The 25,205-nt window shown below is 62.2% G+C and carries 22 protein-coding genes; 9 read left to right on the top strand and 13 right to left on the bottom strand.

Annotated features, from left to right (window positions below; translation table 11 throughout):
• Positions 1–236 precede the first annotated feature (236 nt).
• Entirely contained in the window at positions 237–1,127 is an 891-nt protein-coding gene (locus tag ACSQ84_RS03085; RefSeq protein WP_436210168.1) for an alpha/beta hydrolase, read from the top strand.
• On the opposite strand, the gene ACSQ84_RS03080 is transcribed toward ACSQ84_RS03085, so the two are convergent.
• From ACSQ84_RS03080 to ACSQ84_RS03035, 10 genes are all read right to left on the bottom strand, one after another.
• Complete coding sequence (locus tag ACSQ84_RS03080; protein WP_436210167.1) at positions 1,082–1,453, bottom strand: Rieske (2Fe-2S) protein; 372 nt, start codon at positions 1,451–1,453, stop codon at positions 1,082–1,084. The two genes, ACSQ84_RS03085 and ACSQ84_RS03080, sit on opposite strands and share 46 nt — an antisense overlap.
• Positions 1,443–2,147, bottom strand: coding sequence for an ABC transporter ATP-binding protein (locus ACSQ84_RS03075; RefSeq protein ID WP_436210166.1), 705 nt, complete (start codon positions 2,145–2,147; stop codon positions 1,443–1,445). The genes ACSQ84_RS03080 and ACSQ84_RS03075 overlap by 11 nt, the downstream gene beginning before the upstream one ends.
• Positions 2,140–2,922: an ABC transporter ATP-binding protein gene (locus ACSQ84_RS03070; RefSeq protein WP_436210165.1), complete on the bottom strand. Its 783-nt coding sequence runs from the start codon at positions 2,920–2,922 to the stop codon at positions 2,140–2,142. The genes ACSQ84_RS03075 and ACSQ84_RS03070 overlap by 8 nt, the downstream gene beginning before the upstream one ends.
• A complete protein-coding gene (locus ACSQ84_RS03065) occupies positions 2,922–3,968 on the bottom strand; it encodes a branched-chain amino acid ABC transporter permease (RefSeq protein WP_436210164.1) in 1,047 nt (348 codons plus the stop codon). Before ACSQ84_RS03065 ends, ACSQ84_RS03070 begins: the two co-directional genes overlap by 1 nt.
• A complete protein-coding gene (locus tag ACSQ84_RS03060; protein WP_436210163.1) occupies positions 3,965–4,837 on the bottom strand; it encodes a branched-chain amino acid ABC transporter permease in 873 nt (290 codons plus the stop codon). Before ACSQ84_RS03060 ends, ACSQ84_RS03065 begins: the two co-directional genes overlap by 4 nt.
• Before the next feature lie 72 nt (positions 4,838–4,909).
• On the bottom strand, positions 4,910–6,064 hold the full coding sequence (locus ACSQ84_RS03055) for an ABC transporter substrate-binding protein (RefSeq protein WP_436210162.1): 1,155 nt from the start codon (positions 6,062–6,064) through the stop codon (positions 4,910–4,912).
• Between the two features lie 79 nt (positions 6,065–6,143).
• Positions 6,144–7,349, bottom strand: a complete 1,206-nt coding sequence (locus ACSQ84_RS03050) for a xanthine dehydrogenase family Fe-S subunit (RefSeq protein ID WP_436210161.1) — start codon at positions 7,347–7,349, stop codon at positions 6,144–6,146.
• Positions 7,346–8,179, bottom strand: coding sequence for an FAD binding domain-containing protein (locus ACSQ84_RS03045; protein WP_436210160.1), 834 nt, complete (start codon positions 8,177–8,179; stop codon positions 7,346–7,348). Before ACSQ84_RS03045 ends, ACSQ84_RS03050 begins: the two co-directional genes overlap by 4 nt.
• Positions 8,176–10,578, bottom strand: a complete 2,403-nt coding sequence (locus ACSQ84_RS03040; protein WP_436211161.1) for a xanthine dehydrogenase family protein molybdopterin-binding subunit — start codon at positions 10,576–10,578, stop codon at positions 8,176–8,178. Before ACSQ84_RS03040 ends, ACSQ84_RS03045 begins: the two co-directional genes overlap by 4 nt.
• A 17-nt stretch (positions 10,579–10,595) precedes the next feature.
• Complete coding sequence (locus tag ACSQ84_RS03035) at positions 10,596–11,873, bottom strand: amidohydrolase/deacetylase family metallohydrolase (protein WP_436210159.1); 1,278 nt, start codon at positions 11,871–11,873, stop codon at positions 10,596–10,598.
• On the opposite strand from ACSQ84_RS03035, the gene ACSQ84_RS03030 reads away from it, so the two are divergent.
• The 7 genes from ACSQ84_RS03030 (at position 11,866) to ACSQ84_RS03000 (ending at position 19,307) form a co-directional block, all read left to right on the top strand.
• A complete protein-coding gene (locus ACSQ84_RS03030) occupies positions 11,866–12,528 on the top strand; it encodes a MarR family winged helix-turn-helix transcriptional regulator (protein WP_436210158.1) in 663 nt (220 codons plus the stop codon). The two genes, ACSQ84_RS03035 and ACSQ84_RS03030, sit on opposite strands and share 8 nt — an antisense overlap.
• A gap of 226 nt (positions 12,529–12,754) precedes the next feature.
• A complete protein-coding gene (locus ACSQ84_RS03025) occupies positions 12,755–13,855 on the top strand; it encodes an ABC transporter ATP-binding protein (RefSeq protein WP_436210157.1) in 1,101 nt (366 codons plus the stop codon).
• Positions 13,856–13,920: 65 nt separating this feature from the next.
• Positions 13,921–15,039, top strand: a complete 1,119-nt coding sequence (locus ACSQ84_RS03020; protein WP_436210156.1) for an ABC transporter ATP-binding protein — start codon at positions 13,921–13,923, stop codon at positions 15,037–15,039.
• Positions 15,040–15,055: 16 nt separating this feature from the next.
• A complete protein-coding gene (locus ACSQ84_RS03015) occupies positions 15,056–16,468 on the top strand; it encodes an extracellular solute-binding protein (protein ID WP_436210155.1) in 1,413 nt (470 codons plus the stop codon).
• 104 nt (positions 16,469–16,572) lie between these two features.
• Entirely contained in the window at positions 16,573–17,490 is a 918-nt protein-coding gene (locus tag ACSQ84_RS03010; protein ID WP_436210154.1) for a carbohydrate ABC transporter permease, read from the top strand.
• Positions 17,491–17,498: 8 nt separating this feature from the next.
• Positions 17,499–18,335, top strand: a complete 837-nt coding sequence (locus ACSQ84_RS03005; protein ID WP_436210153.1) for a carbohydrate ABC transporter permease — start codon at positions 17,499–17,501, stop codon at positions 18,333–18,335.
• A gap of 6 nt (positions 18,336–18,341) precedes the next feature.
• The gene (locus ACSQ84_RS03000) at positions 18,342–19,307 is read left to right on the top strand and encodes an acetamidase/formamidase family protein (protein ID WP_436210152.1); all 966 of its coding nucleotides are present in this window, start codon (positions 18,342–18,344) and stop codon (positions 19,305–19,307) included.
• A gap of 376 nt (positions 19,308–19,683) precedes the next feature.
• Here the strand turns inward: ACSQ84_RS03000 and ACSQ84_RS02995 are convergent, their stop codons facing one another.
• The 3 genes from ACSQ84_RS02995 to ACSQ84_RS02985 all read right to left on the bottom strand — a co-directional run bounded on the left by ACSQ84_RS02995 (position 19,684) and on the right by ACSQ84_RS02985 (position 24,514).
• Positions 19,684–22,794: an efflux RND transporter permease subunit gene (locus ACSQ84_RS02995; protein WP_436211160.1), complete on the bottom strand. Its 3,111-nt coding sequence runs from the start codon at positions 22,792–22,794 to the stop codon at positions 19,684–19,686.
• 111 nt (positions 22,795–22,905) lie between these two features.
• Entirely contained in the window at positions 22,906–23,364 is a 459-nt protein-coding gene (locus tag ACSQ84_RS02990; protein ID WP_436210151.1) for a nuclear transport factor 2 family protein, read from the bottom strand.
• A gap of 40 nt (positions 23,365–23,404) precedes the next feature.
• Positions 23,405–24,514: an efflux RND transporter periplasmic adaptor subunit gene (locus tag ACSQ84_RS02985; protein ID WP_436210150.1), complete on the bottom strand. Its 1,110-nt coding sequence runs from the start codon at positions 24,512–24,514 to the stop codon at positions 23,405–23,407.
• A gap of 86 nt (positions 24,515–24,600) precedes the next feature.
• On the opposite strand from ACSQ84_RS02985, the gene ACSQ84_RS02980 reads away from it, so the two are divergent.
• Positions 24,601–25,179: a TetR/AcrR family transcriptional regulator gene (locus tag ACSQ84_RS02980; protein WP_436210149.1), complete on the top strand. Its 579-nt coding sequence runs from the start codon at positions 24,601–24,603 to the stop codon at positions 25,177–25,179.
• Positions 25,180–25,205 lie beyond the last annotated feature (26 nt).

Raw genomic sequence — 25,205 nt, 5'->3', positions numbered from 1 at the left:
TTTTCGCTCGAAACCTTACAACTCAACGGACGCCCCGAAGCGCCGAGCCGGTTCACATTCAACCGAAATCGAAATCAGCTTTGGCAATGCAGTTCGCATTGATCAAGCGCACCGATGATGGATCATGCCTGCCGCAACGTCGGTTTGTTTGAGGTTGTCGGGATAGGCCGCGCGAGTATACTGGCTGCAAGAGAACGTCGATACTGCAAACGGGAACAACTTGCGTGAATGATGCGATGGCGACGAACGACGGCTCTCTAGATCCCCGGCTGAACTGGGCCACGCTTTCCCAGGCGGAGCGCGACGCCGCCTATGACAACAATTCGGCGGTAAAGAACAGCGCGGCACTGATCGCGGAGAGAAACCAGGCGTCCGAAGCGTTGCGCGCCAGCCGTAACTCCTTTCTTGACATACCCTATGGCGACCGCGAACGGACGAAGATCGATCTCTATCCGGCCGCCGACAGGACAGCGCCCTGCCTCGTCTTCCTGCACGGCGGTTACTGGCAGCGCAACTCACGCGACGTATTTGCCATGCTGGTCGAAGGCGTTGCGGCGCACGGCTGGTCGGTCGCCATCCCCGGATACTCGCTGGCTCCCGACGCATCTTTGACCCGGATTGTGGCGGAGGTACCCCAGTCGCTCGATTGGCTGGCGCAAAACGGAGCGGCATACGGCATTTCCGGGCCGCTCATCCTCTCGGGCTGGTCGGCCGGCGCTCAGCTCGTTGCCATGGTGCTCGACCACCCGCACGTTGCCGCAGGATTGGCGATTTCGGGCGTCTACGATCTGGCGCCGATCCGCGATACCGGGCTGAACAACGCACTGAAGCTGACCGACCGGGAAGTCGCAGCATTGTCGCCGCTTCGCCTGCCCGCCGTCCACAAGCGGCTCGATATCGCCTATGGCACGGCCGAACTGCCGACGCTGGTTTTCGATTCAATCCGGCTTCATGAGGCGCGCATGGCCGCGGGCGCACCAGGCAGGCTTGTTCCGATCGAAGGCGCAGACCATTTCAGCATCCTTGGTGAGCTGCGGCGCCCTGACGGCGCGCTTGTCGATCTCGCCCGAAAGCTTGTTGATCAGGTCTCCGGCGATCTGATCGCCCCGGCGTCGATCCAGACCTGATCGTCGCGGATCCGGGCCGGGTACAGCCGCAACGGCCGGCTGGCCCAGCCGTAGGAAATCTGGCCATTACGAAGATCGAACGAGGCCGCGTGACGGGGACAGACCAAGCGTCCTCCCGACAGGTGTCCGAAACTGAGGTCAGCCTGTTCGTGCGGGCACATCCGTTCGCAGGCCACCGCGCGACCTTCGTTCCAGACCAGGATCAGATCGACGCCGGTCACGCGGGCACAGACGATCGTTTGTGAAATCAACCGGCTGAGGCCGCAGACCGGCATCCATTTTCGGTCGCCGGGCAAGGCCGTCGGTTGGTTCTGCTCATCCGCCAAGATAAGCCTTCCGCACATGCTCGTTCTCGATCAACTCGGCGCCGGGCCCGGACAGAACGATGCGGCCGCCTTCCAGCAGATAGGCGTGGTCGCACATTTCGAGCGCTGCAAACGCGTTCTGCTCGACCAGCAGCACCGTCGTGCCGGCATCGCGGATGCCGCGGATGATCGCAAAGGTCCGCTCGACGATGTTGGGTGCAAGCCCCAACGACGGCTCGTCGAACATGATCAGTCGTGGCCGTGACATCAGCGCCCGGCCGATCGCCAGCATTTGCTGCTCACCGCCCGACAAGGTGCCGGCAGCCTGCCGCTTGCGGTCGGCAAGGCGCGGAAACTCGGCATAGATCCGATCGCGATCCGCCGCGATCTCGGCAGAGCCGGTGCGCAGATAAGCGCCCATGTCGAGGTTTTCCTCGACCGTCATATGTGGAAAAACCTTGCGTCCTTCCGGGCAATGCGCGATGCCCGCCGCCACCACGCGCGGCGGCTTGGCGCCGGCGATGTCCTTGCCCTCGAACAGCATCGATCCCGAACGCGGCGCAACCAGTCCGGAGATCGCACGCAGCGTGGTGCTCTTGCCGGCGCCGTTGGCGCCGATCAGGGCGACGAGTTGTCCGGCCTTGACCTCCAGCGAAATACCGCGCAGCGCCGTGACGCCGCCATAGCCACACACCATGTCGCGGATCTCAAGCACGTTTGGCTCCCTGCCCGAGATAGGCTTCGATGACGGCGGGATTGTTCCGAATCACGTCCGGTGAGCCTTCGGCGATGATCCGGCCGTAGTTCAGCACCACAATCCGATCCGAAACACTCATCACCATCGGCATGTCGTGCTCGACAAGCAGGATGGTTACGCCACGATCCCGGATGCTGCGGATCAGTTGCACGAAGGTGTGGGTTTCCGAAGCGTTCATGCCGGAGACCGGCTCGTCGAGCAGCAGCATCGACGGCTCGGCCGCCAGCGCCAGCGCCACGCCGACAAGCCGCTGCTCGCCGTAGGACAACGAGCCCGCAAGATCGTGGGCGCGGCGTTCGAGGCCGACCCATTCGACCAGTTCGCCGGCGCGTTCCCGCAAGCGTCGCTGCGAAGACCGCGCGCGCGGCAGGCCCAGAATGGCTTCGAGAAGACTGACCCTGCCCTGGCGATGCAGCCCGATCAGCAAATTATTGTAGACGGTGTCGTTCGGAAAAACACTGGTGCGCTGGAAGGTGCGGATCAGTCCGAGATCGGCGATCTGGTGCGGCTTCAATCCGTTGAGCGCCGTTCCACGGTAGCTCACGGCGCCATGGGTCGGATCCAGAAAGCCGGTGACGACGTTGAAGGCGGTGGTCTTGCCGGCCCCGTTGGGCCCGATCAGGCTGACGATCTCGCCCTCGCTGACCGTGAAGTTCATGTCCGAAAGCGCAACAAGCCCGCCGAAGTGCACGGCCACCTTTTCCACCATCAATGCCGCCGCAGGAGCCGCCATCACGCATGCTCCTTGGCATCGCGTTCGGAAAACGCGACCGGCACAACTTTTCCAGCCGGGCTTCGCGGCCTGGCAAATCGCTGCGCCAGCGACGGCACGATGCCGCGCGGCAACACGAACAGGATCACGATCAGCACGCCGCCATAGGCGATCCATTGCGCCTCCGGCGCCATGATCGGGCGCAGGAACACAGGCAACAATCCGAAGATCATTCCGCCGACGACAGGACCCGCCAGCGAACCCTTGCCGCCGGTGATCACCATGATCACCATCGTCACGGTATTGATGAAGGCAAACACCTCGGGATCGATAATGCGGATGTAGTGGGCATAGAGGCTGCCCGCCGCTCCGGCGATCCCGGCCGAGATCACCGCAGCCAGCGTGAGCGTTTTCGTCACGTCGATGCCGACTGACACCGCCAGCGTTTCGTTTTCCATCAGCCCGCGCATGGAGCGGCCGAAATGCGAATGCACCAGGCGCGAGATCAGCACGTAGGCCGCTACCGCCACCGCAAGCACGAGGTAGTAATTCTGCAGCTTGGTGCGCAGCGTCAGATCCCCCAGACCCGGCAATCCGATCGTGATCGAGGGAATATTGGTCAGCGCCAGCGGCCCCTGCGTCAGCTCGACCCAATTCAGCGCCACCAGCCGGACTACTTCGGCAAAGGAAATCGTCACGATGACGAAATAGGCGCCGCGCACGCGAAACGACAGCAGCCCCACCAGATATCCGCAAAATCCGGCGATGATGATCGCCAGCACGAACCCGACAATCGGCGGCCAGGGCTCGTGAACCACGCGGAGGCCGAACGGCAAACCGGCGTCGAAGCCGAGCGACGTCAGGGCGCTGACGTAGGCGCCGATGCCGAAGAACGCGATGTGGCCGAGGCTGAGCTGGCCGGTAAACCCAAGCAGCAGATTGAGGCTCATCGCGCCGATGATGAAGATGCCGGTCGTGATCAGCGCGTTCATAAGATAGGGGTCGCGCAGCCACAGCGGCACGGAGGTGAACGCGACGACCGTCAGAATGGCGACCACAGTCCTCATCCGACGCGCTCCGAACGCGCGAAAAGTCCGGTCGGCTTGAAGATCAGGACCGCAATGATGATCAGAAAGCCCATCGCATCGCGGTATCCGGACGAAACGTAGCCGGCGCCGAGTTCTTCGGCCAACGCCAGGATGAAACCGCCGATGACAGCCCCGGTGATGTTGCCGAGCCCGCCGAGGATCACGATCGCAAACGCCTTGACGGCGGCGAGGTCCCCCATTTGCGGGAAGATCACGTAGACCGGCCCAAGCAACGCACCGGCCGCGGCGGCAAGGCTCGAACCGATTGCGAAGGTCGAGGTGTAGATCATGTCGACATTGACGCCCATCAGCGAGGCGGTGTCATGGTCCTGAAACGTCGCCCGCATCGCGCAACCAAGTCTTGTCCTGTTGATCAGGAGAAAGGTCACGACGATCAGCATAGCTGCCGCGGCGAGCACGAACAGCCGCAGCCAGGACACCGAGACCGGTCCGAGTACGAGCGGCGCCTCGGGAAACGGCGTCGCGACCGATTTCGCCACGCCGCCCCATATCCACAAGGCGCCGGACTGCATCGCGATCCAGGCACCGATCATGACAAGCATGGTGGTGTCGATGTCGGAGCCGCGCAGCGGCCGCAGCAATACCAGCTCGATCGCCGCGCCAAGCAGCCAGCCGGCCAGGACGGCCAGCGGCAGCGCAAGGAAGAAATTCACCCCGAGTTGATGCACTACGATGAACATGATGTAGGCGCCGAATGTATAGAGCACTCCATGCGTGAAGTTCACGACGTTCATGATGCCGAAGATCAATGTCAGCCCAATCCCCAGCAGCGCATAGGTGCCGCCGAGGACCAGCATGTTGATCAGGTGTTGCAGAAACTCGTTCAAGGTGGCTCCCGAATATCCCGAAACAGGCGAGGCCCGCGTTCACCGCGGCCCTCGCCGGTCAGCAACGTGACGTCAAAGCGTCTTCATGCCGATCTTGCCGTCGGTGATTTCGATCAGATAGACGTTGGGCTGGCTCTGGCCGCTTTCCTTGCCTGCGGGACCGGATTTCTTGAACACGATGTCGCCATTCAGTCCCTTGATCTTGATGTCCCACAGCGCCGCCTTGATCGCCGCAGGCTCCGCCTTGCCCGCTTTCTCGATCGCGGCTGCCGCGGTGCGAATGCCGTCATAGCCGCGGAAGCTCTCGGTGCAGCCGGCGAAGTCGAAGCCGCGCTTCTTCCATTCGGCGATGAAGTAGTTGGTCGCTTCCGGATTCGGCGTTTTCTCCGGGAACCAGGGCAGGAACGTCGTCAGGTGCATGGTGCCGTTGGCGGCAGCACCTGCCTGCGCGATGATCTGATCCGGATTTTGCGAACCGCCGGTCGTGATAATGCGCTTCTTGAGGCCGAGCGCCGCCGCCTGCTTGAAGATAAGCGTGAGCTGGTCGACCGCCGTCGTCACGATGATGGTCTCGGAATCGGTACCCTTGAGCTTGGAAAGCTGTGCGCTCATGTCCTGCGCGCCCTGGTCCATCGTCTCGACGGCACCGACCGTGATCCCCTTCTCCTTCATCATCTTGCTGAAGTCCTCGGCGGTACCGCGACCCCAGTCGTTGTTGATGATGAGAAAATCGACCTTCTTCAGTTCGAGCTTGTCGACAATCCCCTTGAAGGCTGCAGCCTCGATCGCCGACGGCGGCGAGATACGGAAGATAAACGGATTCCCCGTCGTGGTGATCTTGCCCGACGAGGAGGTCTCGACCACCATCGGCACTTCGTATTCCATCAGTTTGGGCATCACGGCCAGCGTCAGGCTCGAGCCCCATGCGCCCATCAGGATCGGCACCTTGTCGCTGGTGATCAATTTCTCGGCGACGGCGGCCGCTTCCGTCGGATTGCTCTTGTTGTCTTCGATGACGAGTTCGATTTTTTTGCCGAGAATTCCGCCCTTCGCGTTGATCTCGTCGGCGGCGATCTTGGCGCCGTTGACGACATAGGTGCCGGAAGCGGCGAAAGCGCCGGTGAGCGGTTCATTGACGCCGATCTTGATGGTTTGAGCATGGGCGGCGCCGCCCAGGAAAGCAGCCGCCAGCGCTATCGCCGGCACAATTCTGAAGGTCCGTGTCATATGGTTCTCCAATCTCACGCTGTTAATCTATCCGCAGTCCAAACCTCGTTGTTCCCGGTTGCGCGGAAACGTCGATCCATCATGGCGCTCCGCCCTTGTCGGACGAGAAACGACCAAACCAGCGCGCGACCCGCGCGCGCAGCAGACCGAAAACCAGCGCCATCCCGTTCAGCTCGGCCGGAGTGGTATCGCGCGGTGACGTACCCGACAGGCGGCGGTCGAGATTGCCGGCGAATTCCGCGATCAGTCGTGCCGCGAGATCGCGCACCAGCCCCGGTCTTCCGACCTGCGCCAGCATTCCAGTCAGGGTGTACCCGATGGAGAGATCAACGCGCGTCCCCTGCGCGATCGGCACCAGCGAATAGCGAATTTCGCCCTGCGTCGAAGACCGGCTGCGCCGGTCATTGCCGATACCGACGATGCGGCCGGACATATCGGCCGGACTGCGTTCGACCCGCGCGGCACCGGAGAAGGTCACGCCTATCGGTCCCATCCTGACGCGGAGTTCACCTTCGACGCGCTCCGGTTTCGGCGCCGCCGTCAAGGATGCGCCGGGAACGCAAGCTGCGACCGCGGCGATGTCGTCGAACATCGCAAACACCCGCTCGGGCGAATGAGCGATATCGAACTGCTGATCGAGGACGGTGGCGGGGATAAAATCCGGAATCGCGACAACCGAGCTGACCGCTTCCGGCGGCACTGGTTCGCTTGTTGCCGGCCGGATGCGCTCGACCCGGTCGGCGCCGTCATAACCACTTCGACCTGAGCCAACCGGACCCAGGATCTTTCGTCCGCCGTCCGGTTCGGGCGCGATATTGCGTGCGCGCCGGGCTTCGATCACGGATTGGACCGCCCGCACGATACCGACATAGCCGGTGCACCGACACAGATTGCCGCTCAATCCGACCCGGATGAGCCGCTCGTCGGCCTGCGGCAGCCGCAGCACCAGATCGCGCGCGGAGACCAGCATTCCCGGCGTGCAGTAACCGCATTGCAACGCGTGTTCGCGGGTGAAGGCCGCGCGCAGCTCTGTCGTAACGTTGTCCTCGTCAAGGCCTTCGATCGTGGTGACCTCCGCCCCTTCGCAGGCCACCGCATAGGTGATGCACGAACGCGCCGGCACGCCGTCGAGCAAAACCGTGCACGCGCCGCAGACGCCGTGTTCGCAGCCGAGATGCGTACCGGTCAAATCGAGTTTGTCGCGAACGAAATCCGCGAGGTTGGTGCGGGGCTCCGCTGATACCCGCACCGCCCGTTGGTTCACGCTGAGTTCGATCATGCTCATGCGGCAGCCTCGCTGACCGCGCGCTTCAGCACGCTGACATGAATATGACGATGGGCCGCGCTCGATACGCCGGCTTTCGCCAGAAGTGCATCTGCCACCCGCGAGTCGAAACGATCCTTGTAGTCGCCGGCAATGCGTCCGCCGAACAATTCCGCCGCATCGGTGATGACGATCGGTGCGGCATCGATCGCCCCGATTACGATTCGGGCCGTTGCGGCGCTCGGATCGATCAGGACCGCGGCGATCGCATGCGCGAACTCGCCTGTTTTGCGGCAGCTCTTGACATACCCCCAATGCGCCGATGCCGGCCTCACTGGAACATGGATCGTCTCCACGATCTCGCCGGCACGCAGCGCAGATTCCAGCGCACCGACGATGAAATCCTGCATCGTGACTGTGCGCGCGCCCAACAGACTACGCAGCGTCAATTTCGCCCCCAGCGCCGAAAGCGCCGAAACCCAGTCTGCCGCGGGATCGGCATGGCTGAGGGATCCGCCAACCGTGCCGCGATTGCGAACGGCGCGATAGGCGATGTTGCCGGCAACGCCCTGCATGGCGCCGCGTGTGGCGTCCGGAATGCGTCCGTCCTCGATGTCGGCGTGGGTGACACAGGCCCCGAGAACGAGCTCGTCGCCGCGACGCTCGACCTGCTTGAGCTCGGCAAGCCCGGAGATATCGACGATCAGCTCCGGCTCCACCAGTCGCAGATTGAGCATCGGCCCAAGCGATTGACCGCCAGCGATGATTTTGGAGGCGTCAGCCTCGCTCAGCACGGCAAGTGCCGCCTGCAGATCGCGTGGACGTTCGTAGCCGAACGGCGCCGGTTTCATGCCGCAGGCCTCTCTGCGTCGCGCGCGGCCAGGATCGCCTCGACGACACGGTAAGGCGTAACGGGTGACTGCATCAGTTCCACGCCAAGCGGCCGCAGCGCATCGTTAATCGCGTTGACGATCGCAGCCGGCGGAGCAATCGCACCGCCCTCACCGATGCCCTTCACACCGAACTGGGTATAGGGCGACGGCGTCTCCATGTGATCGAGACGCGCCGCGGGCACCTCGGTCGGACCGGGCAGCAGATAGTCGGCTAGCGTCGTCGCCAGCGGCTGCCCGGACGCGTCGAACAGCATCTCCTCGTACAGCGCGGTGCCGATGCCTTGCGCCAGGCCGCCATAGATCTGACCGTCCACCACCATCGGATTGACGAGAACGCCGCCGTCCTCGACGATGACGTAATCAAGGATTTCGACCTCGCCCAGGTCGGGATCGACCGCGACAACCGCAGCGTGGGCGGCATAACTGAAGGTCCCGGAATCGCGCTGCGGCTTGTAGCCGGACGTGACTTCGAGACCGCTCGGATCGACATCGGGCGGCAGATCCTGCGGACGGCGATACCAGGTGTGCGCGATCTCCTTCAACGTGACGCTGCCGTTGACGCCTTGAACCTCGCCGTTCTGCAGCACCACTGCCGCCGGATCATGCTGCAACAGCTTGGCGCCGATCCGCCTGGCGCGTTCGCCCAATTCGCGGCACGCGGTTGCAACCGCGCCGCCGGCCATCACCATCGAACGCGACCCCCAGGTTCCCGTGGAGTAAGGCGTCATCGCCGTGTCGCCGAGGACAATACGCACCTTGCCGACATCGACGCCGAGCATCTCATGCGCGACCTGGGCCAGCGTCGTCTCCATGCCCTGGCCATGCGAATGCACGCCGACGCGGAGTTCGAGGCCACCGTCCGGCGTCAGCCGCGCGGACGCCTGTTCGTGGCCGGGCACCATCGGGATGCCCCAGCCGGCATAGACCGACGTCCCGTGCGCGGCCTGCTCGCAATAGATGGAGACGCCGACGCCGATCCGGCGGCCGTCGGCTTCGCCCTTGCGCTGACGTGCGCGCACGCCCTCGACGTCGATGGACGCCAAGGCGCGGCGCATCGCCTCGGGATAATCCCCGCTGTCGAAGTGCTTCCTGGTGATGTTGTCGAACGGCATCTGCTCGGGCCGCACCAAGTTGCGCAGGCGCACTTCGCCCGGCTCCAGCCCCGCTTCCGCTGCGACCAGATCGAGCATCAGTTCCAGCGCGAAGCAGACGCCGGTGCGGGCGACGCCGCGATAAGGCAGGATCGGGCACTTGTTGGTGGCGACGGAAAACGTCCGGCAGCGATAGGCCGGCATCAAATAAGGTCCTGGCAGGATACTGGCGACCTGCGCCGCCTCGAGGCACGCCGAGAACGGATAGGAAGAGTACGCGCCGGAATCGACGGTCGCCTCGCAGTCGATACCGCGCAGCCGGCCGTCCCGATCGGCATAGACCGTGATCTTGTAATGATGCTCGCGGCAGTTGGAGCTTGCGGTGAGATGCTCGCGGCGATCCTCGGTCCAGCGCACCGGATGACCGCGGCGCATCGTCAGCCACGACAGACAAACTTCTTCCGGTAGCAAAATCCCCTTATGCCCGAATCCGCCGCCAACGTCGGGCGAAATGACACGGATCTGGCCCTGCTCCATGCCGAGGCATTCGGCAAGGCCGCTGCGCGTGATATGCGGCATCTGCGCGGCGGAATGGAGCGTGAGCTGGTCAAGCCTGACATCGAAGGTCGCGACGACGCCACGGCCCTCGAGCGGCGACATGCACTGCCGCGCCGTCGATATCTCGCGCGACACCTTGATCGGCGCGTCGAGCGCCGACGAGATATCCACTTCGAAATTGGTTTCGAGGAATACGTTATCGCCCCAATGCTCGTGCACCAGAGCCGAACCCGGCTCCCGCGCCTTTCGCATGTCGTAGACAGCCGGAAGTTCTTCCAGATCGAGCGTCACTGCCGCCGCAATGTCTTCCGCTTCGGCACGTGTCGGGGCGACGCACATCGCGATGAGTTCGCCGACCTGACGCACCTTGCCGGTAGCGAGCACCGGTTGTTCGGAGATCTTGAAGCCCGGCAGCGCAGACACGGCACGGATCGGATTGACGCCGACCAGATCGGCCGCGGTGAAGACGCAGCCGCGATACTGCTCCGGCACCTGTATTCCGCGGATCCGTGCATGCGCCAAGGGACTGCGCACGAACGCAACGTCCTGCAGTCCGGCAAGACGAATGTCGGCCACGAACTGGCCACGGCCACGCATCAGGCGGTCGTCTTCCTTTCGCGGCAGCCGGACACCGACGCCTTGTCCGGCGCCCGCGCCACCCGCGTAGGGAAAATCGCGCTCATTGCGCACTGTGGCATTCTCCTCGATCGGACTGACGCCGCCCGTTACGCCGCAACCGCCTGCGGGAGTATTGGTGCCACCGCGTCATATCGCGTGCCCGCACGGAGACAGAACGCCGGCTGCAGCAGACGTTCGGCGATGACTTCGTTGTTCTCGTTGTCGCGAAGGGCGAATCGTCCGGCTTGCTCTCCGATCACCGAGACGTCGGCTTCCATACCCACCTTGAGGGCGCCGATTTCGTTGGAACGGCCGAGCATTCTGGCCGGATTGGATGTGACCATCGGCACGACCTGTTCAAGCGCAAGGCCGAGCGCCATCATCGAGCTCATCGCCTGGACCAGGCTGAATTTTGCCTGCCCGGCGAACGGATGGTTCTCGTCATCTTCATGCTGGTCGGGCGTGCCGGCAGGCGCAGGCACGTGGGTGTTGTAACCGTGAATGTCCGCGCCGAGCGTGGTGGGAATGATGCCCGCGGCTATGGCTTTCCTGGCGAGGCGATAGGAGAAATGGCTGCCGTGACCGACGTCCACCTTCAAGCCGCGAGCGAGCGCCGCCTGAATCACGGGATGCACGTCACCCTCACGGTTGACGAAACCGCCGGGATGGCGCGTGAACGGATGCGCCAGCACGTCGCCCTCGCGCAGCAACGGGATCACGCGCTCCAGAATCGTATCGACGTCTTCGCCGTTGGTGCCGCTTTCGGGCAGGCCCCAGAGCTGGCCGAAGTGCACATAGACCGGAAGGTCCGCGCGGCGTCCGATCTCGGCCGCCATTTCGATGACACGAATGCCCCAGCGCGCAAAACCGCCGATCTCCGCATGGGCCTTGATGCCTCTGACGATGTCGAGATTGGCCGTGGCCGACTTCACGGTGGCGTCGATGTCGACGCCATCAGGGCTGTAGAGCTTGGGATAATAGTGCCCCTCGAGACCACCGACCAGATAGGCTGACAGGAACGCGTAAACGCGCGACTTCGCAGGCTCGGCGACGAAGTGCCGAAAACCCGGCAACGTCATGCATGACGGACCGCCCTGATCAACCAGCGTCGTGACGCCAGACTGAACGCCCACCATGTCGGCATTCATTCCGAAGCGGCCCGTTACATACTGATAGACATGAGCGTGCGTATCGATGAGGCCGGGCAATACCAGCTTGCCGGTCACGTCGACTACCTCCTTGGCGCTGGTCGGCAAAATGTCAGGCTGCACGGCTGCAATCTTGCCGTTGCGAATGGCGACGTCCCTGACGCCATCGATGCCTGAGGCCGGGCAAATCACCCGGCCGCCGCGCAGAAGCTGGTCAAAGCTGGCGCTGATGGACATGGCGGTCTCCTCTACGTTCAGCCGGCGGGCTGATCCCCCGCTTCCGAGATACGAAGCATACTTCGTATTTTACAAAAGCAAAGCTCGTGCCATGATCAGCGTGAGGTGCCGGCGTTCGAATCGAGCTACATGCCCCGTGCTCCAAGGCTGGGAGAGTGCATTGCGGAAGACAAAAAATCGTCGCGGCGAGAGCAAGCATCGCCCCTGGCCGCTGTCACAACGGCCGGGATTTCTGATCCGGCGGCTGCATCAGATCCATGTAGCGTTGTTCCAGGAAGCATGCGGCAAATTCGAGATCACGCCGCTGCAATACAGCTTGCTTTCCGCGCTTGCGGCCCGGGAAACTGCCGATCAGACCACATTGGCGGCCGATATTGCCCTGGATCGGACGACGACCACGGGAGCATTGAAGCGCCTGGCCGCCCGAAAGTTTGTCGAAAGAGCCATCAACGACAAGGACCGTCGCGCCCGACTCTGCAAGCTGACGCCGGCCGGCGCTGCACTTCTCGCCAAAATCGAGACCTCGGCCCGGGCTGCGCATCGTGCGACGCTCGGCAATTTGACCGAACGGGAACGGACTTCCTTCATCGACATGATGCAGCGCATTGTCGCGGGCAACGCCAATCGCGACAGTCCTCCTGCCCTATTTGGCTAAGGCGACGCCGCACCACGCTGCCGACTTTTTAGCTGACCTGCATAATTTATAAGCGCCGATCGGCTTTCTCCATTCGCGTGCTCGGACACCTGCGGATCGCCATGGCAACCAGTCTTCATGATTCAATCTTGCTTGAGTTGGTCTTCCGCTGCCTTCGGCTCGCCACCGCCCATGGCATGATTGTTGCTGACAAAATACGAAGTGTACTTCGTATTGGATGTGTCCGATGTCATCCATCGCCTTTGCCGCGGTTTCCAAGCGTTATGACGATGTCGATGCGGTGAAGTCTCTCGATCTTTCCTGCGAGAGCGGAGAGATGCTTGCGTTGCTGGGCCCGTCGGGCTGCGGCAAGAGCACGACGCTCAAGATGGCCGCCGGCATCGAGCGCATTACATCCGGCGAGATCTACTTTGGCGAACGAGCGGTATCCCGGCTGACGCCTGGTGAGCGCAACATCGCCATGGTGTTCGAGGATTATGCGCTCTATCCGCACATGACGGTCTGGGAGAATGTTGCATTTCCCTTGAGGCTTCGTGGCATCTCGGGACAGAAGGCGGCCGGGCGGATCGGCGAAGTCCTTCAGCTTCTCGGGCTGCGGCAACAAGCCGACCATGACGTCAAGGGACTGTCCGGCGGCGCGCAGCAGCGTGTTGCGATCGGGCGTGCCCTGGTGCGCGATCCCGAAGTGATTCTGTTTGATGAACCGCTGTCGCATCTGGATGCCGATCAGAAGGTGCAACTCCGCGCCGAGATCAAGCGGCTGCAGAAGCTACGGCGGATCACATCCATCCTGGTCACCCACGATCAAACCGAAGCCACCGCGATGGCGGACCGCATCGCGGTGATGAACCTCGGCGAATTGCAGCAGGTGGGCTCGCCGCAGGATCTCTATGAGCGGCCGTCCAATCTATTCGTGGCCAACTTTATCGGCGAACCGCCGATGAACCTTCTTGTCGCGCAGTTGAACGATGGCAAACTGGTCGGTCGGGGTTGGACGGCAGCACTCGGCGACCGCCGCGGAATTCAGCTGGCCCGACACAATGGTGCTGCCGTCACGGCCGGAATCCATCCTGAGCATATTGGCGTCAGTCCGGTAACGGAGGATGGCGGCGCGAAAGGCGTCGTGGTCTATCGTGAGCCGCGGGGGGACGCCGACGTCCTGACGATCAGACTGGAAGGCGTCGATGGTACCGCGGAGAGCCTCGTCGCGGAGATTGGCGGACCTTCGTCCTGGCGCACCGGCGATGCTGTCCGGCTGCAGATCGATGCCGAGCGCGTCCTGGTGTTCGACACACGCAGTGGCCGCAATCTCGCGGTGGCGGCATGAACGCGCGCGTCAAGCCAGCGCCCTCCGCGATTGCGACGGCAGATGCCGTCGGCGCGGGCCTGACCGTGCGCGGCGTCTCGAAGAGCTTTCATGCGCGAGTGCTCACGGATATCGGCATCGACGTCGCACCAGGCGAGTTGGTGGCGCTGACAGGCCCATCCGGTGCCGGCAAGACGACCTTCTGCCGAATTTTGGCGGGACTGGAGCGGCCTGACGCGGGAACGCTGCTGTTGCGCGGGCAAGACCTCGCTGCGAAACCGGCAGGACTGCGCAACATCGCATTCCTGTTTGAATCCTACGCCCTCTATCCGCATCTCACGGTACGGCAGAATGCGCTTTCGCCGTTGCAGGCGCCGAACCGGTCAACCGGTCGGATGGATCTAACGTCGGCCAATCGCCGCGTTGACGAGATACTCGAACTGCTCGAAATCTCTCAGCTCGATGGCCGGTTGCCGGGAGCACTTTCGGGCGGACAGAAGCAGCGGGCAGCATTGGCGCGGGCGCTGGTGCAGACGCCGGCGGTCTTCCTGCTGGATGAACCGATCTCTCACCTCGACGCCAAGCTACGCCACAAATTGCGTGGCGAAATACGTCGCCGGCTGACTGCGCAGCCGGCGCCTGTCATCTGGTCGACTCCAGACGGCAGCGAGGCTCTCTCCGTGGGCGACCGCGTCGTCGTGATCGACGGCGGACGAGTCGAGCAGGTCGGAGTACCGGAAGACATTTGGTTGCGACCGGCGAGCGTCCGCGTCGCGCGCCTGTTCGGCGATCCCCCGATGAACCTCATTCCCGGCCTTCTCAAGCGGGAGAGCGGTGCGCTGAGCTTTCAACGCCGCGGCATGAATCTTCCCTTGCCTCCTCCGCTCGCCGCTGCCGCCGTGCTCACGGGCAGCGAGAATGTAACGCTGGGCGTGCGGCCGGACCGCCTGCGGCTCGAGGCCATCGAGACGACAGGCGCCATACCGGGGGAGATTTATTCGAACGAGCCGTTCGGAAAGTACGCGATCGTCACGGTCGATCTTGGCAGCCTGCTCGTCAAGGTGAAAGCGACTATGGCGGCAGCGGATGGTGCCGGTAGCGTCGGAAAGCCCGTCGGCATTCTGTTTCCAGATGACGAAATGACCCTATTCGACGGTGTCACCGGCGCGACGCTGGCGCACTCATCTAACCAAAGTGAACTGTAACCGAGAGGAACGAGCGATGAAAGGCATGACCTGGTATCTCACCGCCGGCTTTGTGGCCGCTGCCACGTGGAGTGCGGTGACCACGTTCTCTGGCTCTCCTGGCTATGCCCAGCCCGCAAGCTTCTATGCGGAAGCGGCGAAGCCGTACAAAGGCACCACCATTCGCGTGCTCGATGAGATTACGCCACTGCAGGAGACATTATCGAAGATCGTCCCCGAGTTCGAGAAGGAGACCGGCATCAAGGTCGAATGGGAGTTGCTCAATCATTTCGAAGTCATCAACAAAGGCCAGGCCGACATGCTGTCGGGCCGTGGCTACTATGACGCCGTGATGATGCACGGCTTTCAGCTTGGACCGATGATCTCGGCCGGCGTGATCCGCCCGATCGATGATCTCGTGAAGAATCCCAAACTGGCCGATCCCAATCTGGCCACCGCCGACTTCATCCAGCGGCCGTACAAGACCGCGGCCTTCGCCAGGGACAAGCAGTACGCTTTCATCAACTGGAACTACAACCAGGTCTATTGGGCCCGCGGCGACCTCCTGAGCGATCCGGAGGAACAAACGGCGTTCAAGGCCAAGTACGGCTACGACCTCGCGCCCGCCAGGACGATCGAGCAGATGCGGGACATTGCCGAGTTCTTCACCCGCAAAAAGGGTGAGAAGCTCGCGGGCAAGCCGCTCGAAAGCGATTTCTACGGCATCGTGCTCGAAGGTATCAAGGGCGGCTCGACCTTTGGCGTGTTGTGGAACAACTTCATGAAGAACTACGGAGGCGACATCGTCGACGCCGCCGGCAAGCCGAACTTCGACACGCCGGAGAACGTCGCAGCGCTGGGTATGTGGGCTCAGCTCTGGAAGTTCGCACCGCCCGGCATCGCCGAATACTCGCTGGTCGACGTACCAACCGTGATGGGCAACGGCATCGCCGCTCAGACCATCGCCTGGTCCGATTTTGTGCTCGGTGTCGACAGGCCCGGCGTTTCGCCCTTCGCCGGCAAGTTCGTCTATGCGCCGGTGCCGACAAAGGCGGGCAGCACGGCGCGCAGCGCCGAGGCCGAGCCTTCGGTGACCGTGATAAGCGCGGCCAGCAAGAATGCGGAGCCCACCTTCCTGTTTCTGGAATGGCTGGCCGACAAGAAGCAGCAGGACAAGCTGATCGCGCTCGGCCAGGGCGGCGTGCCGATCCGGTCAAGCTCGTGGGCGCTGCCAGCCATCAAGGACAACCCAAACAAGACGCTGTTCGCGGCGATGCAGTCCACGCTGGAAATCTCATCCGCCAAGCCGAAGATGCCGAAATATTACGAACTCTACGACATGCTGAGCAGCATCGCCCAGGAGGTCGGACTTGGCAAAATCAGCCCCGCGGATGCCGCCAAGAAGGGACAGGCGGAGATGCTCAAGCTTTGCACGAGCTGCCTGCTGTAGTTCTGCTGTTCCCGTACTTTTAGCTCGAACTTGCAAGTTCGATGATCGAGCCGGAGGCACCAAGGGTGGTCTCCGGCCGATGACTTCGCAGCCGGAGACACGCGTTGACGAGTATTACTGAAGCCATGCCGGCAAATGCTGCCAAAGCGCCCCGCGAGCGCTTCTGGTATCCGTATCTGCTGATTGCGCCGACCATGATCACGCTGACCCTGGTGTCGCTCGTCCCGTTCATCTACACGGTCTATCTCAGCTTCCATGCGGCCAAGTTCGGGCGCGTCACCGATTTCATCGGCTTTGACAATTATCTTCATTTGCTGGCCGACACCCGCTTCTGGAACTCGATCGGCGTGGCGCTTGTCTTCGTCTGCATTGCGGTCCCTATCGAATTCATGCTCGGGCTCATCGGCGCTTTGGTACTCAACCAGCATGTGAAAGGCCGGTCGATCCTGATCCCCCTGCTCTTCATGCCCACCATGATGGCGCCGATTGTCGTCGGGCTGCTGTGGAAGATCATGCTGGCGGGATCCTGGGGCCTTATCTCCTACAATGTGCTGGAGCGGTTTCATCTGATCGGCCAGACCTCGGCCTTCGCCTCGCCCGGTCTCGCGCTTTATGCGCTGATCTTTGTTGATATCTGGCAATGGACGCCGTTCATGATGCTGGCATTCTTCGCCGGGCTGCAGGCATTGCCGCTTGGACCCTATCGCGCCGCCGCGGTGGATGGCGCGAATGCCGTTCAGGTCTTCTTCCACATAACCGCCCCCATGCTCGCGCCGCTTCTGGTGGTCATCGGATTGTTGCGCCTGATCGACGCCTTCAAGGTGTTCGATACTGTCTACATCCTGACCGGAGGTGGACCTGGCATTTCAACCGAGACACCAAGCATTCTCGCCAACAAGATGACTTTCGAGTTCTGGAATATCGGGGAAGCATCGGCGCTTGCGGTGCTGGTATGGATTGCCTTCTTCGTGTTCTGCAACATTTTCTATCAGGTCGCGAAAAAGCGACTGAATGCCTTCTGAGGAGCACAATGGCCAAAATTGCGGGCAGCGCCGAAAGCTCCAGAGCCATCTTCTGGACCTCGATCGCGGTCACATACGCCGTCGTGATGCTGTTCCCGATCTTCTGGATGGCGTCGATGATGGTGAAGCCGAACGACGCGATGTTCGCGCGGCCCACGGTATGGCTGTTTGCACCGACGTTCGAGCATTTCAACTACGTATTGGCGCAAGGCTTCCACTGGAGCTTGCTGACTTCTTTCGTTCTCTGCCTAGTCTCGACCGCACTCGTCGTGATCATTGGCACGCCTGCGGCTTACGCGTTCGCGCGCTTCGAGATGAAATTGAAGGACGATCTCTTCCTGTTCACTCTGGCAACCCGGATGGCGCCCCCGGTCTGCCTCGTGATTCCGTTTTATCTGATCTTCGCCAAACTCGGACTGCTGGATACCTTCATCGGGCTTACGCTCGCCTATATGACATTCAATCTGTCGTTCTATGTCTGGGTGTTGCGCAGCTTCTGTCGCGACCTCCCTGTTGAACTGGAGGAAGCAGCCACCCTCGAAGGATGGTCGCGTGTTCAGGTCTTTCGGCGGATCGTTTTTCCCTTGCTACGCAGCGGCATTGTGGCGACCGCCGTGCTTTGCTTCATTTTCGCATGGAATGAGTTCCTGTTCGCCTTCATGCTGGGCGGCAAAGCGGTGCAAACGCTGCCGGTGTCGATCCCCAAATTGATCACAAGTCAGGGCGTGCGCTGGGGTGAAATGGCGGTGGTCGGCATGACAGCGCTATTGCCCGTACTTGCCGTGGTGTTCGTGCTGCAACGGCACATCGTGCGCGGCTTGACACTCGGCGCCGTCAAGGGTTGAGGAGCGATGACAGATCATTACTTGCCTTCGGAGCCCGGCAATGTGCAGTGGGGGCTTTGGGACGGGACATTAAAGCCGGTTCTCCGGATTGCTTCCGGGGATCGTGTCACCATCGAGACCCTATCCGGCGAGCCCGATGATATTCCCGACCCTTCGCTCGGCTTCGGCGTCGTTCCCGGACACAGAGAAGTCCTGGAGAGCGCATTTCGGGGACCGGGTCCACATCTTCTGACCGGACCCATTCACATAGAGGGTGCTGAACCCGGTGACGTGCTCGAGGTGCGCGTTCTGGATATCCAGTTGCGTGCAGATTGGGGCTGGAATTTACAGGTCCCGATGCTCGGCACCTTGCCGGAGGACTTTCCTGAATTTCGGCGCATCCACATCCCACTCGACCGCGAGCGCAACATCGCCAGGTTGCCGTGGGGACAGGAATTACCGCTCAACCCCTTCTTCGGCAATTTTGGCGTGGCACCGCCGGCGAGTTGGGGAAGGCTCTCGTCCAGGGAGCCGAGGGCGTTCGGCGGAAACATGGACAACAAGGAACTCGGCGTCGGCAGTACGGTCTACTTTCCGGTCTTCGTACCCGGCGCGCTGTTTGCCGCGGGCGACGGTCATGCTCTTCAAGGCGATGGAGAGGTCTGTCTCACCGCGATCGAGGCTGCCTTGACCGGGACGTTCGAATTCCACATCCGCCGTGATCTCCAGCTGAAGTCGCCCCGAGCCGAAACGCCTGCGGATTGGATCACAATGGGGTTCGACGAGGATCTCGACGACGCTGCGAAAGCAGCTTTGCGCGACATGATCGTGTTGATCAGGGACCATACGGGACTCAGCGCCCAGGATGCCTACACGCTCTGCTCGATTGCAGCCGACCTAAGAGTTACTCAAATGGTCGACGGCAACAAGGGAATCCACTGCGTCATCGCGAAATCGCGCCTACCCCGCGAACTTAACACCCCCAATCCATAAACCTCGCCTCTTTCCCTAGCGGCCAGGGAAAGTACAGGTCCGCTCTGGCAACCCCTTCCCGCCGCTGACACCTCAGCGCGTTCGGTTTAGCTTGCCCACTCTGGTTGTCGCTGGATTTTCCTGGATCTCCCGGTGCACACATCGTGCACACGCCGCCCTTTAACTCATGGGAGAACTTGAACTCTCGCCCCAATCCATCATGGGCGCGGCGGAGAAGCGATGGTCGATGCTGCCCAAGGTTCCTTGCGCAACGCCATCCAGCGAGTCTCGACCTAGACGATCATCCATAAGCGGGAAGATCATCTGCTGGCCTGCGTATGATCGAACGAAGCCAGCCCGACTAGAATTTGAAACCGTCTCCTGCGACAACCGAGTTCTACTCGGCAGCCATTGCTGTTCGCAATTCCAATTCCTCCGTTGAGTCCACATGGAGTTCGTCTGCAGTTGGCTTGATCCGAAACCACGCAGCATAGAGCGCAGGAAGGAACAGCAGGATCAGCACCGTGCCGATCGCGGTGCCGCCGATCAGCGTATAGGCCATCGATCCCCAGAAGACGGAATGCGTGAGAGGGACGAAGGCCAGCACGGCAGCAAGCGCGGTCAGGATCACGGGCCTCGTGCGTTGCACCGTGGCCTCGATGACGGCGTGATAGTCATCAAGGCCGGCAGCACGGTTCTCCTTGATTTGTTCGGTCAGGATCAGCGTGTTGCGCATCAGGATGCCGGCCAGTCCTATCAGGCCCAGAATAGCGTTGAATCCGAAGGGCTGGTTAAAGGCGAGCAACATCGGCACGACGCCGACGAGGCCAAGCGGTGCCGTCAGCATGACCATGGCCATCGTCGAGAAGGATCGCACCTGCAGCATGATGACGATCAGCATGGCGGCGATCATGGCGGGAAAGACCGTCGCCAACGCGTCATTGGCCTTGGTTGCCTCCTCGATCGATCCGCCCAAATCGATGCGGTACCCGGCCGGCAGCGATGCGATCAGCGGCTGAAGGGCCGTCTTGATCTCCTTGGAGACCTCTGGAGGCTGTGTCGCCTCGTTGATGTCCGAGCGAATCGTGACGACGGGTGTGCGATCGCGGCGCTTCATAATCGGCTCTTCCAGGCGGATTTCCGAATGGCCGATCTGGTCGAGCGGAATCGAGCGGCCGTCCCGGCTCATCAGTGAGAAATCCGCCAGACGCGCCGGATCCAGCCGCTCGCCGCCGGCGCTGCGTGCCACGATGGGGACATTGCGAATGTCCTCGCGGACCTGGGTCACGGCGACGCCGGTGAGAAGGAACTGCAGCTGCCGGCCCACCTCCGCTGGTGAGAGGCCGATGAGGTTCAGTCGATCCTGATCCGGGATGAAGCGGAGCACGGGTGTGCGATTGCCCCAATCGCGGTTCGCTTGCCGCACATCGGAAACGCCGCGCATGATATCGAGGGCTTTTTCAGAGATCGCGTACAACTGCGTGGGATCAGGTCCCATGACGCGAAACTCGACCGGGAACGGCGTGTAGGGTCCGAACACAAGCTGAGTGACGCGCACATGGGCCTCAGGTGCAAGCCCATCTGACACCGCCTGTCGGAGCCGGTGCTTTAACGCTTCGCGCGCCCCCTCATCCGGCGTGAGCACGACGATCTTGGCGAAGGCCGGATCAGGCAGTTCCGGCGCCATCGCGAAGAAGAATCGGGGAGCGCCCTGACCGACATAGCTCGTGACGATCTTGGCCTCCGACTGCTGGTCCAGCCAGTGTTCAAGCTTCTCGACTGTGGCGGTCGTGGTCCCAATGCTGGTGCCTTCCGGCAGACGAACCTCCACCAGCACTTCGGGGCGGTCGGACGTCGGGAAGAACTGCTGTTTGACCGCGCCCATGCTGACGACGGAAAGCGCGAAGGCGATGGCGACGATGGCGCTGGTTACGAACTTGTGGCGTACAGCGAAGGTGATGAGGCTTCGCAGGCGCCGATAGTTCGGTGTGCCGTAGATCGCATGGTGACCGCCTTCGACCGGTTTGATCGCGGGCAGCATCTTGACGCCAAGATAGGGCGTGAAGATCACCGCGACGATCCAGGAGACGATGAGGGCGAACCCGACGACCCAGAAGATGTTGCCGGCGTATTCGCCGGCTGTCGAGCGCGCGAAGCCCACCGGCAGGAAGCCGGCGACCGTCACGAGCGTGCCCGACAACATCGGTGCCGCCGTGTGGCTCCACGCGTAGGCCGCCGCCTTGATGCGGTCCATGCCCTCTTCCATTTTCACCACCATCACCTCGATGGCGATAATGGCGTCGTCCACGAGAAGACCAAGCGCCAGGATGAGGGCGCCGAGCGTGATGCGGTCGAAGAACCGGCCGGTTTCCAGCATGATCAGGAACACGACGGCAAGGGTCAGGGGGACGGCAGCCGCCACGACGATGCCGACGCGCCAGCCGAGGCTGAGCAGGCTCACCAGCAGCACGACGCCGAGCGCCATCGCAAACTTCATCATGAATTCGTCAACCGCCGAGGTGATGTTGACCGCCTGGTCGCTGACCTTGGCCAGGGTCATCCCGAGCGACAGCGTCCGGGCGATAGCCGCGGACCGCTCCTCCAGCGCCTTGCCAAGCGCGAGGCCATCCCAGCCTTCCTGCATGACCGCCGCGAGCAGGATGGAAGGCTCACCCTGGTGTCGGATGAGGTAGGTGGGAGGATCCTCGTAGCCGCGGCGGACTTCGGCGATGTCGGAGAGTTTCAGCGTCCGCCCCGCAGCGACGATCGGCGTGTCGGCGATCGCCTGCACGCTGTCATAAGCGCCGTCGACCCGGATGAAGACCTGCGGCCCCTTAGTATCGATCGAGCCTGCCGGTGTGAGGGTGTTCTGCCGCTGCAAGGCGGCAACGATATCCTGCGCCGACACGCCGAGGGTTGCCAGTTTGGCGTAGGAAAACTCGATGAATATCTGTTCGGGACGTTCACCGAGAATGTTGATCTTCTTGACGCCGGATACGTGCAGGAGGTCCTGCCGAATGGCCTCGGCTTGCCTGGCGAGTTCCCGCATCGGCATACCCTTCGCCTTGAGGGCATAAAGGGCGAAGCTCACGTCCGAATATTCGTCGTTGACGAAGGGGCCGAGCACACCGGGCGGCAGCTTGCGTGCTTCATCCCCAAGCTTCTTGCGGGCCTGGTAGAACTCCTCCTGCACGCTGGATGGCGGTGTGCTGTCCTTCAGGGCAACTGTCATGTACGCATAACCTGGCCGTGTGGTCGTCTCCACCCGATCGTACCAGGTCAGTTCCTGAATCCGCTTCTCCAGGGGTTCGGCGACCTGATCCTGCATCTCGCGCGCCGTCGCGCCTGGCCATACCGTCGTGACCGTTAGCGTCTTGATGGTGAAAGAAGGATCCTCCGCCCGCCCGAGCATGAGGAAGGCGTAGGCGCCCGCGGCCGCCAGCAGAACGATGAAGAACAGGGTTACGGCCCGTTCGCGAACGGCGATCGCGGAAAGATTGAAATTCAGCATTTGGCTTTTTCCTCGCCGTTCGTCCTTGACGCTCGCACCGTCCTGCAGCAGGTGGGCGCCGCGTGAACCCCGCTTGCCCAGAGAACGCGGCCTCTGACTGCGCTTCTGCTAGCTCACAATCGGTTCGGCGACAGCTTCCTTGAGGCCGGCTGCCGCTTGGACAGCAAGCCCACGGGCCGCTTCCTGTGAATCCTGAAATTCTTCGAGTGCATGGACTCTGCCCCACCGCAGGGTGAACACGTGGAGACCGCGGTTGACGTACGACGCGTCGCCATGGGGCAGCATTGCGGTGCCGTCCCACTGGACAAACACCGTGGTATTCCACGGCCAGCCCTTCACCCAGATCTTGTTGACCGTGAGATGGAGAGTGGGCTGGACGCGGCCGAGGCGTTCAAACCAGCGGCGCAGGGCTGCTTTGTCGTGGCGCTCGCCACCAAGCGCGTGGGCGCCGGAAACGCGGTGATGGACATGCGGCGCGACCGCTTTCACCGCTTCATCCCAGCGATGATTGTTGACGTGGTCGAAGGTCTTTCGGATCTCTTTCTCGACAAAGTAACTGTACAGCATCTGACTTCTCCAACGGCGGTCGCGGAAAAATTGAAATTCATCAGTTGCTTCTGCTTTCAGAGGCCGTCCTGACGCGAGCGCCCTCCTGCAGGAGATGAGCGCCGAGGGAAACAATCGGATCACCAAAGCTCAGTCCGGAGATCACAGCGGTTTCGCTGCTCACCCGAACAAGTTTGACGGGCCGAAAGCGTACGGTCGACGTAGCGCTGTCCAGGACCCAAACACCTGTCTTCCGGCCGTCATCGAGCACGGCTCCCAGCGGCACCTGAACTTCCGGCTGACTTGCCTGGCTCGCCAGCCGAATGGTTACCGTCGCGCCAAGCGGGGCTAGCGCGGCCTCACCGTCGAGCACATAACGGGCCTCATAGGTGCGGGTCTGAGCATCGGCGGCGTCCGACAACTGGCGCAGATGCGCTGTATAGCGCTGCCCATCGGCCCCATACACGCGGGCCTCGGCCGCGGAGCCGATGGCCGGCCGGATCGTTTCGGGAAGCGCAACCACCGCTTCGCGCGGGCCGGCCTTTGCGATCCGAACGACTGTCTGGCCGGCCGAGACGACCTGCCCGGGCTCGCCAAGCGTTTCGACCACCGTTCCGTCTGCGTCCGCGACCAGGACCGAGTAAGTCGCCTCATTCTCGGAGACCCGCGCATCAGCCTCGGCGGTGGCGAGTTGCGCCTCGGCGGTATCCAACGCGGCCTTCGCTTGCTCGTAGCGCTGTCGGGAAGCCCATCCGTTGCTCACCAACTTGGCGTATCGCTGTTCATCCGCTTCGGTCTGAACGAAAGATGCCCGCGCTGCAGCAACGGCGTTGCGCTTTGCCGTGACCGCAAGGCGAAGGTCAGTTTCGTCGATCCGCATCAGCGGCTGACCGGCTTTGACCTGCTGACCGGCATTCACAAGCCGTTCCACGATCTTGCCGGCGACGCGAAAACCGAGGTTGCTCTGGACTCGCGCCCCAATGATGCCTGTGAAGCCGCGCTCGGATCCGGCCACCCGCGCAGCTGTCACCAGCCTGACGATCGGCGGTTCCTGCCGCGGGTCGCTCACGGCGGTGGCTGCCTGCGTGCGAATGGAAAGTGCGACGAACGCGGCCACCCCGGACACCGCGATCAGGATGCTCCCCAGCACAATAATGGGTCTCTTTTTCATGGTCCTGTCGCCTCACCAAATAGATTGCGTTCGAACTCTATATCTGATATAGATTTCGAACGCAATCTAAAAAAACGGAGATCGACATGCGAGTGAGTCGCATTCAGGCAGCGGAAAACCGCGAAACCGTAATCAATGTGGCCAGTCGCCTTTTTCGGGAGTGCGGCTTTGATGGCATCGGCCTCAAGGATCTGATGAAGGGTGCCGGCCTGACGCAAGGCGCCTTTTACAAGCAGTTCGCGTCAAAGGAGGACTTGGCCGCGCAGGCGTCCAGGCGGGCATTGGAGAGCGCCACCCTCCGATGGTCGGCCGCGACCGCGGCGAAACCTGAGGATCCCCTTGGCGCGGTGGTCGCGTTCTATCTCAGTCCGGAGCACCGCGACGAAAAGATGGACGGCTGCCCGATCGTGGCGCTCGGCTCAGACGTCGCCAGACAGGGCAGCGACGTGAAAGCGTCATTCGAAACCGGGATCAAAGACCATCTCGAAATCCTCAGCCGATTGATTGCCAAAACCAACGGCGAGAAGCCCAAAGGCAAAGCGATGGCCATTCTCTCGACGATGGTCGGTGCGCTGATGCTATCGCGCGTCGTCAACGATCCCGATCTGGCTCAGGCCCTTCTGAAGGCGGCGGCCAAACAAGTCCGCGAAGCCGCTGCCGCCTGAGAGCTAGTCAATTTTACAAATTCGTG

Origin of the sequence: Bradyrhizobium sp. LjRoot220 (genome assembly GCF_964252915.1) — a bacterium.
Classification (GTDB): Bacteria; Pseudomonadota; Alphaproteobacteria; order Rhizobiales; family Xanthobacteraceae; genus Bradyrhizobium.
Note: the sequence above shows the minus strand (reverse complement) of the source record. Positions and strands in the feature narration are given on the sequence as shown.

Excerpts from the sequence above, each read along its gene's own strand:
- ACSQ84_RS03030 (WP_436210158.1), top strand. The coding sequence starts at position 11,866 with ATGGACATGGCGGTCTCCTCTACGTTCAGCCGGCGGGCTGATCCCCCG.
- ACSQ84_RS03005 (WP_436210153.1), top strand. The coding sequence starts at position 17,499 with ATGGCCAAAATTGCGGGCAGCGCCGAAAGCTCCAGAGCCATCTTCTGG.
- ACSQ84_RS02980 (WP_436210149.1), top strand. The coding sequence starts at position 24,601 with ATGCGAGTGAGTCGCATTCAGGCAGCGGAAAACCGCGAAACCGTAATC.
- ACSQ84_RS03085 (WP_436210168.1), top strand. The coding sequence starts at position 237 with ATGGCGACGAACGACGGCTCTCTAGATCCCCGGCTGAACTGGGCCACG.
- ACSQ84_RS03055 (WP_436210162.1), bottom strand. The coding sequence starts at position 6,064 with ATGACACGGACCTTCAGAATTGTGCCGGCGATAGCGCTGGCGGCTGCT.
- ACSQ84_RS03000 (WP_436210152.1), top strand. The coding sequence starts at position 18,342 with ATGACAGATCATTACTTGCCTTCGGAGCCCGGCAATGTGCAGTGGGGG.
- ACSQ84_RS02985 (WP_436210150.1), bottom strand. The coding sequence starts at position 24,514 with ATGAAAAAGAGACCCATTATTGTGCTGGGGAGCATCCTGATCGCGGTG.
- ACSQ84_RS03035 (WP_436210159.1), bottom strand. The coding sequence starts at position 11,873 with ATGTCCATCAGCGCCAGCTTTGACCAGCTTCTGCGCGGCGGCCGGGTG.
- ACSQ84_RS03065 (WP_436210164.1), bottom strand. The coding sequence starts at position 3,968 with ATGAGGACTGTGGTCGCCATTCTGACGGTCGTCGCGTTCACCTCCGTG.
- ACSQ84_RS03025 (WP_436210157.1), top strand. The coding sequence starts at position 12,755 with ATGTCATCCATCGCCTTTGCCGCGGTTTCCAAGCGTTATGACGATGTC.
- ACSQ84_RS02990 (WP_436210151.1), bottom strand. The coding sequence starts at position 23,364 with ATGCTGTACAGTTACTTTGTCGAGAAAGAGATCCGAAAGACCTTCGAC.
- ACSQ84_RS03015 (WP_436210155.1), top strand. The coding sequence starts at position 15,056 with ATGAAAGGCATGACCTGGTATCTCACCGCCGGCTTTGTGGCCGCTGCC.
- ACSQ84_RS03045 (WP_436210160.1), bottom strand. The coding sequence starts at position 8,179 with ATGAAACCGGCGCCGTTCGGCTACGAACGTCCACGCGATCTGCAGGCG.
- ACSQ84_RS03050 (WP_436210161.1), bottom strand. The coding sequence starts at position 7,349 with ATGAGCATGATCGAACTCAGCGTGAACCAACGGGCGGTGCGGGTATCA.
- ACSQ84_RS03070 (WP_436210165.1), bottom strand. The coding sequence starts at position 2,922 with ATGGCGGCTCCTGCGGCGGCATTGATGGTGGAAAAGGTGGCCGTGCAC.